We start from the raw sequence: 13,503 nt of genomic DNA on the forward strand, positions 1-13,503 counted from the left end.
CAAAAAAAGGCATGACGCTTCCACATGGATTGAGTAATTCCAGTTAGAAATTCCGAAGCTGCGGCATCTAACCTATGTGGACTAAAGGAGGGAGTCATGTTGCAAGCGGAAAAGCAGCCAAAGCCCGATCAGGAGCTTGTGGCCAGGGCAAGGGAAGGCGATCCGGACGCTTTCGGCGAGTTGGTGCGTCGGCATCGGGCAAGAGCGATTGGCGTTGCACAAACGCTGACCCGGGATTCGCATATGGCCGAGGATATCGTGCAGGAAGCGCTGGTGAAGGCATTCCTCAAGCTTGGATCGCTGGTGGATGAGAGGCGCTTCGCCCCATGGTTATCGCGGATCGTACGCAATGAGGCGTACATGAAGCTGCGCCGGGGAGGACCCCACGGCAAGGAACTGCCGTTCACAGTCTGGACGGGTTTCCCGAATCGCAGGACAGCACCAACAAATGCGTGCCATGCTATGGCTGTCCTCTCCGCACACAGGGAGAAGGAACATTGGGATATCGACGATGTCTTGTTCCGTCTCGGCTTAAGTACGCTCGAGTCAGCTCGGCAGGCGTCTGACCCAACTTCCGCTTTACTGCGTAAGGAACTGATCGACGGCATCCGAAGCCTGCTGCATTGCCTGACGAGTCGCGAGAAGAACGTGTTTGAACGGTTTTTCCTGGACCAACTGCCGCCCCAGGACATCGCTGCGCTTCTCGATACTTCAGTTGCCAGTATTTACAACAGCATATCCCGTGCCCGGATGAAGGTGCAGCATGAAAGACTCCGTGTCCACGTCAGTATGTATATTGAGAAGCGAAGGGCACTCGGCAAGCTGAAGCGCAAGCTGCTGGCTCCGCCTTGTGTTCGTATCGCATGGAAGGATGATGAGTAATGGCTGGAAGTCCAAGAAGTGATTTTACGTGGAGCCGCAATACCGACACCGAGAGTATTTACAGCATGATACAATATACCGATAAAAAGGGGTTGTCCCACACGGATGTTATGGGCTTTACCGCTCATGCGTTCCGCATCATCATCGATCGCGAGGAGGTAGAGGTAGGCAGCTACTCCTTTTTCGATTGGCAGCTGCGGCATGCGGAAGCTTTACGCAATCTGGGGTATATCGTCCGTACGACTGGCAGGCAAAATCATATCGCGCCGACACCGGAGGAGCTCGAAACGGCGCTAGAGATGATCCAGACGAGTCTGGACGCAGGCATCCCGGCATTAAGCTGGGACTTGTTCATACCCGAATGGGGTGTCATCTACGGTTATGATGATGAGACCCGTATGCTGCAATGCCGCGATGTTCGTCGGGATGGCGAACTGCCGTACGAGAAGTTGGGTCGCGGCGAGGTGACGGAGCTGTATTTGCTTACGATCATGGACTCGAAGCCCATCGATCGTCGAACGATGCTCAGGGGCGCGCTGAAGCTAGCACTCGAACATGCGCATGTACAGCAGTTCCATGAGAACGAGAGTGCGGGACATTACAACGGATTGGCCGCGTTCGATGCCTGGATACACGCCTTTGAGCGGAGAGCTGCCAGTCCGTTCGGCAATGCCGTCAATACAGGGAAAGTATGCGATGCGCGCGAGTTCGCCGTGCAGTTCCTTCAGGAGTTGGCAAGCGGTTGGAAGGAGCATGGGGATGAACCGCTGCGTCAATTGGCTTGCCAAGCCGCAGATCAGTATGCCATTGTTGCGGGCAACCTGTCGATGATGCGCGATATGTTCCCATTCCCGCACGGTGGCGAGCCTGGAAACGATGCGGAGGCGAACCGGGCAATCTCTCTGCTAAGGGAAGCAAAAGAAGCGGAGACCGAGGGTGTTGCGCTGCTTGCGCGAATGCTAGAGCTGCTCGAGCAGGAAGCGAAGGACAGTATGAGTTGAAATTTACTGCTGCAAACAAATGACAACCGTCTGCAAACAAAGGCATTATAGCTTGTTTCCCGATCCACTAGTATGAAAGTTTTAAATACATCGCCATGTAGGCTAAGTGCCTTGGGCGATGTATTTTTTATGCTTGAAGTCATTAACGGGTTATGGGTGTATGAACTGTGGCGGCCCTTTTTTCATTCAACAGCTTGCAAACAAGAAGCCCGCATTCTCGACATTGACCTAATATTTCACTGATGTTATATTGTACATATGTAATATTAAAGGCGAGGGGTCTATTCATGAATCAACTTTCGAATGTTGAATTTATGCTGTTGCAAATTATCGCGGAACGTAATCAAATCTCGGGTTATGACATCAATAAGTTAATCGATCAGCGTGGCTACAGGGAATGGGCCAATATCGGTACGACTTCCATTTACGCAGGTTTGAAGAAGTTAAGCAATAAAGAATTGATCGAGCACGAGGAATTCGCCGAAAAATCCGGGAAGGGACCTATGCCGACCCGATTTGCCATAACGGAAATGGGTATGACAACTCTAAAACATGAAGCCATCGTCAGCCTATCGTCTTCGCGAGAGCGCGATAACCGGTTTGATCTCGGGCTCGCCGCTTTACCTTATATTAAAAAAGGGGAAGCCATTGAAGCTTTGCAAAAACGGCTGGATTTTCTTGGAGAGACATTAAAAAATGTACAGAAGATGTACGAATTGCAAGGCGGCGCTCGATTACCGCTTTACGTAAGGGCGCTTTTTCTTCACCCGATGAGTCTTATTGAGAGTGAGCAAACGTTCGTCAACGATATAATCAATGAATTGGTGGAGGAGACGAAGGAACATGTCTAGAATCATTGAAGGTTTCGTTCCTTTTCAAGGGGAACATTGCGAGACGACAACAATGGGCAACTTGCTTCAATTTGCTGGAGTTCGGCTATCCGAGCCGATGTTATTCGGATTAGGGCAAGGCTTGGGATTCATTTATTGGGATTCGAAGAACATGAACTTTCCTTTCATTGGAGGGAGAGTTAAGCCGGATGAGCTGACTGCTTGCATCGCATCCCGGCTCAACTTAACCATCAGGATACAAGAGAGCTCGTCCGCCCAGAAGGCGTGGCAGAATGTACGGAGTTCCATAGAACTCGGAATTCCGGTTGGACTTAAATTAGACTCTTATTATTTGGATTATTTCACGAACAAAGTGCACTTTGCAGCCCACTATGCGGTAATATATGGCGCGGATGCCGAATACGCCTACATGGCGGATACAAGACAACAGGGTGGACTGCTAAAGACCCGTTTGACCCATTTGGCCATGGCTAGAAACGCAAAGGGACCAATGAGCTCCAGGAATCGCTCCTTTACGATAGAATCGATAGATACCCTTCCGCCGCTTATACCCGCTATACGAGCATCCATAACCCAAAATGCACATAACTATTTAAATCCGCCCATTCGCAATTTAGGGAATCAAGGGATAAAAAAAATGAGCCGTGAAGTTCTGAAGTGGCCATCTAGAAGCAAAGATCTTGAGAAAGATTTAGGCTTGACTGCTTTATTAATGGAAAGAGCGGAAACCGGCGGGGCTTTGTTTCGAAATCTATACCGGGATTTTCTTAAAGAATGCGTGGATCTGTTTGGAGAGTCAAAAGTAGAACAGGCATACTCGTTGTTTAAGGAAATCGCTCCGATGTGGTCAAGCGTTTCTTCTATGATCGACCATGCAGGAAAAAGGGGAAACCATCAGGAGCTGAACCAGGTTTCCGAGCTGTTGCTCGAGGTTGCGGATAAGGAACGTGTAGCCATGGAGTTGTTATTGACCATTTGATTTTTTATTTGGATTCACAAATAAATACATCGCCATGTGGGCTGCGTGCCTTGGGCGATGTATTTTTTATGCCTAAAATCCAAAAAAAAGCCGCCAGAGTTTGGCGGCTGCGCGATTAGATTAATTTTGAAATCTATAAATCAAATCAAGACGGACAGGACATTTATATGTAATCCTTAAAAAAGCCATGGATACATAATAGTCTATAAAAAAATTCAACATAAGTCTATATCTTTTTTTGTGTAAATTGTATGTTATATAAGCGACCGCGGCGCAATTACGTTTAATGAGAGGAAGAGCCTAGCATGATTACGCTCAGAAAAATCACGCTGGGAAACCGACGTGCCATATTTAACCTAGAGGTTGCAGACGAACAGCGCAGCTTTGTTGCGTCCAATCTGTCTAGCGTGGCCTCGTGTTATGTCCTTGCAACCAACGGGGGGCATCCATTTCCGTTTGCCATTTACGCGGATGAACAGCCGGTCGGTTTTGTTATGTTGGCATATGGAATCACCGGATACGATGAACCGTCAATCGCAGTTGACAATTATTGCATCATGCGACTGATGATTGACAAGCAATACCAGAACCGGGGCTACGGTCGGGAAGCTATGACAAAAATCCTGGAATTTATCCGTACCTTTCCGGCAGGGCCGGCACATTATTGCTGGATCCCTTATAAACACGATAACGTCAATGCCAAAAAGCTTTATGAAAGCTTCGGCTTCCGTGACAATGGGGAAGATTTCAACAACGAGTCTATAACCGTATTGAGTCTCTAAATGGGAGGAGAACAGGTTGAACGGTGAGAGAAGGAATACGAGGCTAGATAGCGTTCGCTTCGTTGTTCAGGATATGATTATGTCAATCCCTTGCGAGACTTGGAAACAAGAGGCATGTGCACATTTGTACGGGGTGTCTGCTTTTGCTTCGATGCTCGCGATGAAACGTAACCTAAATCAGGAACTCGCGGCGATCGCGGGGCTGCTTCACAACTATTACTTCTATAAAACGGGCATTCCTGTTTTCCCTGGCCCCAATAGCTCCGAGGCGGTGAGGCCGCTGTTAAGAGACATGAATATCTTAACCAAAGAAGAGCAGATTACAATCTTGCAGGCGATTTTCTATCAAGAGGAGAGAAATAGGACTCATGGTCCGTTTGGGGAAGTCGTCAAGGATGCCTGCATATTGCAATGTTTCTTTCAAGATACGGGCCGCGACGTTACGCCGCAGGATGCCCTCAGACTTCAAAATATGGTTCATGAGTTGGCAATTCCGTTTGAGTTACCGGAAAAAGAATATACCCTTGGTGGCGACGCAGGGGATCAACAGGACACGGGCAGACGCAGTAAATTAGCCGACATTGCGGAGACGTTGGCGGGATCCAACATCGTTGGGGTGCCAGGAGATCGACAATATCGGGGAGTCTGCAAGTATTGGCCGGATGCAGCAATCTATAGAGGATTGCAGAACAGTTGGTGCGCTGCTTTCGTATATCATTGTTGTTGGGAAGCCGGATTTCTTATGCCGATTCGATATCCTAACGGTAATTGTCGGTTCGCTGGCGTAGGCGCTTGGTTAGAGTGGGCTCAGTTGGCCGAAACCGGATTTTTAGGTTATGACGGGCAGGAAGGGTTTACTCCGCAGCGAGGCGATATCGTCATTTATGAAAAGCTGCTATCCGATGACTCACACGATCATATTGGGATCATTTTGGCTTGCAATGAGGAAGAAATATGGGTTGCTGAAGGTAACAGAGATAATCAAAACTACTCTAGCGTTTTTAACAGGGATAGGTGGCATTGCATACTCGGATATATCCGAATCGACAACGACTATACCTATCATTTTGACGGCGACTATAGTCCGATTATTTAAGGATGCATTTCATAAAGCGCTGGGGAATGTCTCGTAAGAAATGCATCTAATACATACATCGCCCAGTGGGTCAAAAGCCCACGGCGATGTATTTTTTTATGCACGGAGCATAGCCGATGCGATCAATATTCGTTTTACGGAATGGACTGAAAATGAAGCTTTGCTTTATTTGATTTTAGCTGAAATAGCCATGTAAAGAATTATCAAACACTTAGTGGTGTACTTCCTAAAGCTGAATATCAGGTATTCGACAATGAGGTACTTAGACGCATTATTCGCGTAGCCCCGCATGTTATAATTAACCTCATTAATGGAAGATGAGGTATAAAAATGACAAAAGAGACATTTGAAAAGAAGCTATTCTATTTGGATGGCATTAGGGGCCTCGCGGCATTTGCCGTGGTTATTTCGCACTACATACAAGTGTTTTATCCAGCTGCGTTAAATGGAAGACCGCAACAAGCTCATTTTAAATGGGATATCTGGTACGGTCATTCTCCGATTAATTTATTTTATAATGGTCAATTTGCCGTTTGTTTGTTTTTTGTGCTAAGTGGTTATGTGCTCAGTATCAAAATGTTTGAAAAAGAGCTCGATAGTGAAACCTTCGAAAAATTGTTGCATTCCAGCGTCATACGAAGGTACATTCGCCTCGCCATGCCTGCAGCGGTATCCGTATTGCTTGTGTATCTAGCAATTATTACGAATGCCTTTCATCTCCAAGAAATATGGGGAACAACATGGACGGATATGAAAAAGAACTACTACGCTTTAGATACAAATATATATACCGTTATTAAGGCTGCTATTTTTGATCCTTTTTTCCGTTTTGAAGCGCATCCTTACAATCCAGTCCTTTGGACAATGGGCTATGAGCTATTAGGTTCTTTTTTAATTTTCGGTTTTCTTGCTTTATTTGGACGAGTGAAAAAAAGATGGATTGTGTATGTGGTCTTATCCATTACGTTGATTCAAACCTATTTTGTCGCTTTTTTGTGGGGAATGCTGCTTGCCGATTTGCTTAAGCACAAATGGATACAAAGCAAAATAACGGCAGTACTTGTGCTTTTAATTGGGATTTACTTAGGTTCAGCGCCTTATACTTCATTAATGGGGACTATGTACGAACCTATAGAAGTCTGGACAAAAATGATCAATCAATGGATTCAATTTAACATTGATCCACGACTTCTTGCGCGAACTCTTGGTTCTGCTATGATTTTATTTGCTCTACTTCGTTTAAAAGTGTTGCAGCAGGTGTTTGGATGGAAACCTTTTGTTTATTTAGGACAGATTTCATTTTCCCTTTACCTCATCCATTTCACTTTTCTAAATACGTTCTCCGCGTTTCTGTTTAGTAAGGTAATTCATTATTTTAGTTACAATCTTGCCTATGCAATTACGTTTCTGGTTTCCATGGTGCCCTTATTTATTTTGTCGCATTATTATATGAAATATATCGATCAAGGCGCATTAAAACTAGCTCGAAAAGTTGAGAAAAATATGACCGATCAAGGTGCATTAAAACTAGCTCGAAAAGTTGAGAAAAATATGACTTCATCAAAAATGCAGCGTTGAAACCAACAATTCTGCGTTTTTTTTGTTGGTACATTACCTATTTTTGTATTCAAAATATAGGTATATTGTTATATAATTTCGTCTAATAATGTATGATTATCGATCTAAAGAGGTTTTTTTGAAAAACTTAAGGTAAAATTAGTTCCTATTACTCAGAAAACATCATTCTTAAATGTCGTCAAATGTCTTAATATAGGTTATTTGGTAGAATTAAACTAATTGTGTTATGATGCTTTTCGTGTTAAAAAAATATAAAATTATATTGAGAGGAAGTTAAGAGAATGACAAACAAATTTATGAAGATTATTGGTACTAGTGTATTATCTATTTCTCTTATTACTGGAGCTGCTAGTGCTGTTTCGGCAAATGGCTCTACAGCATCCACAAAAGGAACTGAGGCAGTTATTGTTCCTATGGCACTCCAACCCAGTACACTAAACTGGGATTTATTAAATAATACTAAAGCAGACCCAAGTACTTCATGGACAATACAGATTGGATATCCACATATTAATATGTATGTAAAAAATACAGGGACAACAGCTTTTAGAGTTGAAGTAAAGCATAATACTAAGGGTACAATTATCTTTAATAAAACCGTTGCAGCAGATGGAGTAGGAGTAAATTTTATAAATAATGATTATAATCCACTTGTTCCTTCAGGCACTTACACAGTGACTGTTTACGGTGGAACAGGTGTGCCAAAAGGACAAGTTATAATGAAAGCTTCTGACACTCCTTGGTAAGCACTAAACGGGAGACGTTAGCTCAATGAAATAGCGACAGTCTAGGACTTTTCTCGTCCTTGGCTGTCGCTGTTTCTTTTTCTACGATGAGTCTAAAACTTAATTATGGAATCTGACGATAAATCTATTCAAACAGAAGCATAGAATAAAGACATCCGGTCTAATACTTTATTTTCTGCTGATGCCCGCATAAAAACCTAAATAGGCTTCCAACTGTCCGGTCCAATAAGCTGCATCATGCCCTCCGGGAGCGGTTGCCCAAGTGACGACGGCATTGTTGTTTTTTAGAAGCGTATAGAACTCGTAATCCTTCTCCGCAAGAGCATCGCCCTTACCCGCATCCAGGTAGATCTTCATTTCCTTCAGATTTTCGGGAGCAGCCAGTATAAAAGGATCCCGAAGGGAACGCAAACGTTCATCCGAATAAAGCCAATCCCGTTGATCGGTAAACAGGTCGCTGGAAGTATAGGTCCACAAAGCGGCGCTGTGTGCTCCGATCTTGCTGAATAACTCATGGTGAGTGAGCCCGAGATACAAGGAGGCGTAACCTCCCATTGATATGCCCCCAATATACCTGCCCGCTTTGGAAGCTTGCGTGCTGTAATGGGTATCTATAAAGGGAATAATCTCTTGAATCAGATAGTCCTCATAGGGGCCGATGCTTACACTTCCGGGATCATTGCCTTCGCCCGGCTTGGAGTTGACGCCGAAGCTGTTCCTGTATTCCGGCGCAACCATGATGAGCGGGTGAATCAGGCCCTCCTGAAGGAGACGGTCGGCAACGGCATCGAGATGGAGATAGGTAAAGTAGTCGCCATGGCTGCCCCCGTAACCGTGGAATAAGTAGAGCACCGGATACCGGAAATCCGGGCTGTAATCGGGAGGCAGATAAACGGTTGCATGCATCTCTTTGCCCAATGCTTGGCTGTCGATTTGGATTTGCTCAACCTTCGAGCTCGAGACCGGTGGTTCCGGGGTTCGGGCAACCGCTTCAACGGTTGGATCGTTACCTGATTCGTCGTTTTCCGTCTGAGGTACGGATGATCCTGAACAGCTGGTTAGAAAGAGCAAATAAATTGCCACTAACACGATTGCTTTGACAAGATGTTTCATAAAGCAGCCCCCCTTCAGATCGTACATGATTTGCTAATTCACTTATTCTTCAAAGTAAAAATGTATGCCCCTTCTTTTCTGGTAAATTGCAATCGGAACTTTTCAAAGTGTCCGGAGTATGGGGACCAGTTTACTCTTCTTGTTTTATTGCTGCATCCCGCCGTAGTATAATCAGTAAGAAAATAGAGATTGGAGAGGAGCTGCTTACAATGGCACAATCGTTAAAAGGCAAAGTAGCAATTGTAACCGGTGCGGCAAGAGGAATCGGTAAGGCAACGGCTATCGCATTGGCAAAAGAAGGAGTAAACGTTGGTTTGCTTGCCAGAAATGAAGCTGCTTTACGACAAGTTGCCGCCGAATTGGAAGGTCTAGGCGTTAAAGCAGCCTATGCAGTCGCTGATGTCTCATCCAAAGAGCAAGTGGAAGCAGCGATCGAAGCCATAAAAAACGAACTAGGCTCTGCTGACATTCTGATCAATAATGCGGGGATTGCGACATTCGGTACGGTTTTGGAAATGGATCCGGAAGAATGGAGACGTATCATCGATACGAATTTGCTCGGCACATACTATGCGACGCGTGCGGTGCTGCCGCAATTGATCCAGAAAAACGGCGGAGATATTATCAATATTTCTTCCACTAGCGGATTAAGCGGTGCGGCTACCTCAAGCGCTTATAGCGCGTCGAAGTTTGCGGTGATCGGTTTTACGGAATCCCTCGCGCAGGAAGTTCGCCGCAACAACATTCGCGTATCGGCTTTAAACCCAAGCACGGTTGCAACGGATTTGGCGCTTGATTTAAATTTGATTAAAGAAAACAATGATTCAAAATTTATGCAGCCGGAAGACATTGCGGAAATCATCGTCAATCAGTTGAGATTAAATCCGCGTATTTATGTGAAAACCGCAAGCTTTATCGCAACAAATCCATATTGATAATGTTGCATAACCCCGACTCGGAGTCGCTGCCAAGCGCAAAAAAGGACAACCCGGGTATCCGGGTTGTCCTTTCTAGTTGCGCTTACTTTCCGAATTGGAGAAACGGACATGTATGGACACGATTTCCGCCCTCGATCCGATGCGGATCGGCGGGCCCCAGAAGCCGTAGCCGGAGGATACAATGGAATGCAGCGACCCTTTCTGCAAGTGGCCCCAATCATTTTCAAACAACCTATCGGTTATTAAATGGCCTGGCGCGATCTGTCCGTGATGGGTATGACCGGATACCATCAAGTCGATGCCTTGATCCTTCGCGATATCGAACTCGACCGGTTGATGTTCCAGCATAATGACCGGCCTCGAGCGATCGATGTCTTCCGTTAAGCTAGACAGCTCCGCTCTCTCCGTATCGCTGTAATCTTTCCGTCCGACTAGCGTGAGCCAGTCTCCAACCTGGATCGTTTCGTCATAAAGCACTCCGACTCCGCTTTCCTCGATAAGCCCGATTAACTCCTCCGTCTCGCCTTTGAACCGGTCATGATTACCCAATGAGGCGAAGACTCCGAGAGGAGCTTCGATCTCCGATAAAATATCGCCGATGCCTTTGTCCTTATAAGGCACAATATCGTCATCCACAATATCGCCAGGGAACAACACGATGTCCGGCTCCAGCGCGTTTATTTCCTCGACCATCCGTTCCGCATGGTTTTTTCCCGATAAATAGCTAAAATGCATATCGGACGCCATCACGATATGAAGTTCGCCGTTCTCCGGGCCAACCTTATCGATATGTATGTCATAGGATCGTACTGTCGGACTATAAGCATTGAAGCTGCCATAACCGAGGAGACCGGCCAGCAGAATCAAAGTGGCGATTCCCGACCATTTCTGGATGGAATGGCGCGGCAGCCGAGTCAGCCTCGTCAGCCAGACCGTAAGGTGAACGAGCGGCAGGAGCATGATCAATAAGCTGAACAGAGCGAGCCAATAGCTGCCGATGACGCTCAAAATAGCGGAACCCTCTACCATTCTGGAGAGAAAGAGAGAACATGCCAAAAAAACGAGCGCAACGATATAGAATAGCCGGAACCTGCGCGATACCGCCGGCTTCATCCACGCCCAACCGCTCCAACCGATGTAGAATACGATAAGGGCGTACAAAGCGAGAAATAAGAGCCCGATGATGATAAACATGTGGTCCTCCTTTTATTATGCTGCCTTCAATTATACCTCGAACTTCAATTCATACGTACGAACCTCCTGATTGGTGCCGTGGCGGGTAGTGGAATGAGCGTTCATCCGGCGGGTTATATCACTGATATAGATAGGGGCGATATAAATAAAAATTCCGAAATAAAACGCCGATTTACACAATCTTAACGAGTATGTCATTGAATATGTCAGTGACATAAATTACGCTCTTTGTAGACTAATCATTAGGGGGCGATTGTTGTAGCCGCTGCAGTCTATGATTTTGATAAAAACGAGGGATAACCTTAGATGAAAAATGCGCATGCGCCAAAGAAATCGAATCAACTGTACCTGCAAATTGCCGATAAGGTGTTAGGCATCATCGAGAACCGCAGGCTTCAGCCGCATGATCCCGTCCCTTCGGAAGGCGAGCTTGCGAAGCTGTTCGGCGTCAGCCGAATGACGAGCAAGCTGGCGTTGGAGCGACTGGCCGATCAGGGGCTGGTGTACCGATTGCCAAGAAGAGGGACCTTCCTTTCCGGTCAGCAGGACGGAGGAGCGTCGAATATCGGAGCGCTGCCACCAGAAAGTAAAGCGCTTCCAAAAGAAGAGAAGCAGAACAAGCAGATCGCACTCATCGTGCCGCATCTATCTGATTACACATCAAAAATAATCGCGGCGGCCGAAAGCGAAGCGCGAAAGCACGATTCCGATCTTATTCTGAAAATAAGCAAGGATAAGGAAGACGAGGATCGTTGCCTGCAGAGGCTTGTGGAAGGCGGGATAAGCGGCATTATTTTATTTCCCCAAGGACGCAAGACATGCAGCGACCAGGTGCTGAGATTAAAGCTGCAACAGTTTCCGATCGTTATTATTGACCGAATATTTCGCGAAGTACAGATTGATTGCGTGTATCATGACCATTATTTGGGTTCTTACCAGATGACCAAGTATTTGATCGAGAAGGGGCACCGGGAAATCGGATACACGTCGAACGCGATCGATAACATTACCAGCAGGGAGGAACGGTATCAAGGTTACATTCAATCGCTGCTCGACCATGCGATTCCTGTCAAAAACCAATATATCCATTTCAGGAGCGTGCCCTGCGATACAAGACGCATTAACGAGAGTGACCCTGAACAGGAAACTTTCATGCATGACAATCCGCAAATGACAGCCCTTTTGTGCGGGGATGATCATATTGCCATTTCAACCTTGAATACAGCCTTGAGCATGGGGATTTCCGTTCCTGACAAGCTTTCGATTGTCGGGTTCTCCGATATCCAATTATCGGCGTTAAGCCCGATTCCCCTGACAACGGTCAGACAAGATACCGGGCAGCTTGCCCAATCGGCCTTCAACCTGCTTATGAAGCGCGTGAATCATTCGCTTGAAAAACAAATTACCATAAAAATTCAAACAACGATCGTAGAGAGGAAATCCGTTCGTTAGGACGGATGGACAGGTGGAGCAAAGATGAAAATACATTTTCTTGGAACCGCGGCCGCAGAAGGTTTTCCGAATGCGTTCTGCCGCTGCGAGCATTGCCTCAAAGCCCGGAAGCTTGGAGGAAAAAACATACGTACGCGGAGCTCGGCCATCATAGACGATGTCATCAAGTTCGACTATTCGCCGGATTCGTATATGCAGGCGCTTCGCGACGACATTGATTTGGGCGCTATCGAGCATCTGCTTGTTACCCATACGCATTCCGATCATTTCAACGCTTATGATTTGGAGTGCCGGAGAACGGGAATCGCGCACGAGCTTCAGCATCCTCTGCATATCTACGGGAACGATGCGGTGATGTACCATACGCGAGTCGCCATCGGCCGATTTGCGGGAGAAAGATTCGACTTTCATCTGCTGCGTCCCTACGAGACGATAACGGTGGGCGATGCACGGGTTACACCGCTGCTCGCGGATCATGACAGCATGGAAACCTGCCTGTTGTACGTGATCGAGAAGGAGGGCAAAAAGCTGCTGTATGGACATGATTCGGGCTGGTTTCCGGAAGCTACGTGGGCATGGCTGAAGGGGAAACAGGTGGATTGCGCCATCCTCGACTGCACGCATGGCTACACGGGAAAATCCCGGGACCGCAATCATATGTGCATAGAGACTGTGCTGGAGGCTCAGCGTGAATTTCGGAAAGAAAACATTTTGAAAGAGGAAGGGCACATCATCGTTACGCATTTCAGCCATAATTCCAAACTGCTTCATGATGAATTCGAAGACATTTTCAAACCTGCGGGAATCGTGGTCGCCCATGACGGATTAATCGTTTACATCTAGAAATACGGATACGAAAGCCATCAACCTATAACCTAAAGGAGTGTTAAA

General features: G+C 46.3%; 13 protein-coding genes. 11 read left to right on the forward strand and 2 right to left on the reverse strand.

Going from position 1 to position 13,503, the window contains the following annotated elements:
• Positions 1–96 precede the first annotated feature (96 nt).
• The 8 genes from J2T14_RS22960 (at position 97) to J2T14_RS22995 (ending at position 7,915) form a co-directional block, all read left to right on the forward strand.
• Positions 97–882: an RNA polymerase sigma factor gene (locus J2T14_RS22960; RefSeq protein WP_307205962.1), complete on the forward strand. Its 786-nt coding sequence runs from the start codon at positions 97–99 to the stop codon at positions 880–882.
• Complete coding sequence (locus J2T14_RS22965; RefSeq protein WP_307205961.1) at positions 882–1,883, forward strand: hypothetical protein; 1,002 nt, start codon at positions 882–884, stop codon at positions 1,881–1,883. The genes J2T14_RS22960 and J2T14_RS22965 overlap by 1 nt, the downstream gene beginning before the upstream one ends.
• A 287-nt stretch (positions 1,884–2,170) precedes the next feature.
• Positions 2,171–2,734 carry a PadR family transcriptional regulator gene (locus J2T14_RS22970; protein WP_307474522.1) on the forward strand — a complete coding sequence of 188 codons (564 nt, stop codon included), beginning with the start codon at positions 2,171–2,173 and terminating at the stop codon, positions 2,732–2,734.
• On the forward strand, positions 2,727–3,713 hold the full coding sequence (locus J2T14_RS22975) for a BtrH N-terminal domain-containing protein (protein WP_307474524.1): 987 nt from the start codon (positions 2,727–2,729) through the stop codon (positions 3,711–3,713). The genes J2T14_RS22970 and J2T14_RS22975 overlap by 8 nt, the downstream gene beginning before the upstream one ends.
• A gap of 305 nt (positions 3,714–4,018) precedes the next feature.
• On the forward strand, positions 4,019–4,495 hold the full coding sequence (locus J2T14_RS22980; RefSeq protein ID WP_307205957.1) for a GNAT family N-acetyltransferase: 477 nt from the start codon (positions 4,019–4,021) through the stop codon (positions 4,493–4,495).
• A gap of 16 nt (positions 4,496–4,511) precedes the next feature.
• Positions 4,512–5,591, forward strand: coding sequence for a CHAP domain-containing protein (locus J2T14_RS22985; RefSeq protein WP_307474526.1), 1,080 nt, complete (start codon positions 4,512–4,514; stop codon positions 5,589–5,591).
• Between the two features lie 330 nt (positions 5,592–5,921).
• Positions 5,922–7,169, forward strand: coding sequence for an acyltransferase family protein (locus tag J2T14_RS22990; RefSeq protein WP_307474528.1), 1,248 nt, complete (start codon positions 5,922–5,924; stop codon positions 7,167–7,169).
• A gap of 281 nt (positions 7,170–7,450) precedes the next feature.
• Positions 7,451–7,915 (forward strand): hypothetical protein, encoded by a 465-nt coding sequence (locus J2T14_RS22995; protein WP_307474530.1) that lies wholly within the window; start codon positions 7,451–7,453, stop codon positions 7,913–7,915.
• Positions 7,916–8,083: 168 nt separating this feature from the next.
• On the opposite strand, the gene J2T14_RS23000 is transcribed toward J2T14_RS22995, so the two are convergent.
• Complete coding sequence (locus J2T14_RS23000; RefSeq protein WP_307474532.1) at positions 8,084–9,028, reverse strand: alpha/beta hydrolase; 945 nt, start codon at positions 9,026–9,028, stop codon at positions 8,084–8,086.
• 209 nt (positions 9,029–9,237) lie between these two features.
• Between J2T14_RS23000 and J2T14_RS23005 the strand changes: the two genes are divergently transcribed.
• The gene (locus J2T14_RS23005; protein WP_307474829.1) at positions 9,238–9,963 is read left to right on the forward strand and encodes a 3-ketoacyl-ACP reductase; all 726 of its coding nucleotides are present in this window, start codon (positions 9,238–9,240) and stop codon (positions 9,961–9,963) included.
• A gap of 75 nt (positions 9,964–10,038) precedes the next feature.
• On the opposite strand, the gene J2T14_RS23010 is transcribed toward J2T14_RS23005, so the two are convergent.
• Complete coding sequence (locus tag J2T14_RS23010) at positions 10,039–11,160, reverse strand: metallophosphoesterase (protein WP_307474534.1); 1,122 nt, start codon at positions 11,158–11,160, stop codon at positions 10,039–10,041.
• A gap of 306 nt (positions 11,161–11,466) precedes the next feature.
• Between J2T14_RS23010 and J2T14_RS23015 the strand changes: the two genes are divergently transcribed.
• Together J2T14_RS23015 and J2T14_RS23020 are read left to right on the forward strand one after the other, a co-directional pair.
• Positions 11,467–12,612, forward strand: coding sequence for a GntR family transcriptional regulator (locus J2T14_RS23015; RefSeq protein ID WP_307474536.1), 1,146 nt, complete (start codon positions 11,467–11,469; stop codon positions 12,610–12,612).
• Between the two features lie 24 nt (positions 12,613–12,636).
• Positions 12,637–13,455 carry an MBL fold metallo-hydrolase gene (locus J2T14_RS23020; protein WP_307474538.1) on the forward strand — a complete coding sequence of 273 codons (819 nt, stop codon included), beginning with the start codon at positions 12,637–12,639 and terminating at the stop codon, positions 13,453–13,455.
• Positions 13,456–13,503: the final 48 nt, after the last annotated feature.

Source organism: Paenibacillus harenae (assembly GCF_030812415.1).
Lineage (GTDB): Bacteria > Bacillota > Bacilli > Paenibacillales > Paenibacillaceae > Pristimantibacillus > Pristimantibacillus harenae_A.

Bases quoted from the DNA above. Each gene is read 5' to 3' on its own strand.
- J2T14_RS22960 (WP_307205962.1), top strand. From the start codon at position 97: ATGTTGCAAGCGGAAAAGCAGCCAAAGCCCGATCAGGAGCTTGTGGCC.
- J2T14_RS22965 (WP_307205961.1), top strand. From the start codon at position 882: ATGGCTGGAAGTCCAAGAAGTGATTTTACGTGGAGCCGCAATACCGAC.
- J2T14_RS22970 (WP_307474522.1), top strand. From the start codon at position 2,171: ATGAATCAACTTTCGAATGTTGAATTTATGCTGTTGCAAATTATCGCG.
- J2T14_RS22975 (WP_307474524.1), top strand. From the start codon at position 2,727: ATGTCTAGAATCATTGAAGGTTTCGTTCCTTTTCAAGGGGAACATTGC.
- J2T14_RS22980 (WP_307205957.1), top strand. From the start codon at position 4,019: ATGATTACGCTCAGAAAAATCACGCTGGGAAACCGACGTGCCATATTT.
- J2T14_RS22990 (WP_307474528.1), top strand. From the start codon at position 5,922: ATGACAAAAGAGACATTTGAAAAGAAGCTATTCTATTTGGATGGCATT.
- J2T14_RS22995 (WP_307474530.1), top strand. From the start codon at position 7,451: ATGACAAACAAATTTATGAAGATTATTGGTACTAGTGTATTATCTATT.
- J2T14_RS23000 (WP_307474532.1), bottom strand. From the start codon at position 9,028: ATGAAACATCTTGTCAAAGCAATCGTGTTAGTGGCAATTTATTTGCTC.
- J2T14_RS23005 (WP_307474829.1), top strand. From the start codon at position 9,238: ATGGCACAATCGTTAAAAGGCAAAGTAGCAATTGTAACCGGTGCGGCA.
- J2T14_RS23010 (WP_307474534.1), bottom strand. From the start codon at position 11,160: ATGTTTATCATCATCGGGCTCTTATTTCTCGCTTTGTACGCCCTTATC.
- J2T14_RS23015 (WP_307474536.1), top strand. From the start codon at position 11,467: ATGAAAAATGCGCATGCGCCAAAGAAATCGAATCAACTGTACCTGCAA.
- J2T14_RS23020 (WP_307474538.1), top strand. From the start codon at position 12,637: ATGAAAATACATTTTCTTGGAACCGCGGCCGCAGAAGGTTTTCCGAAT.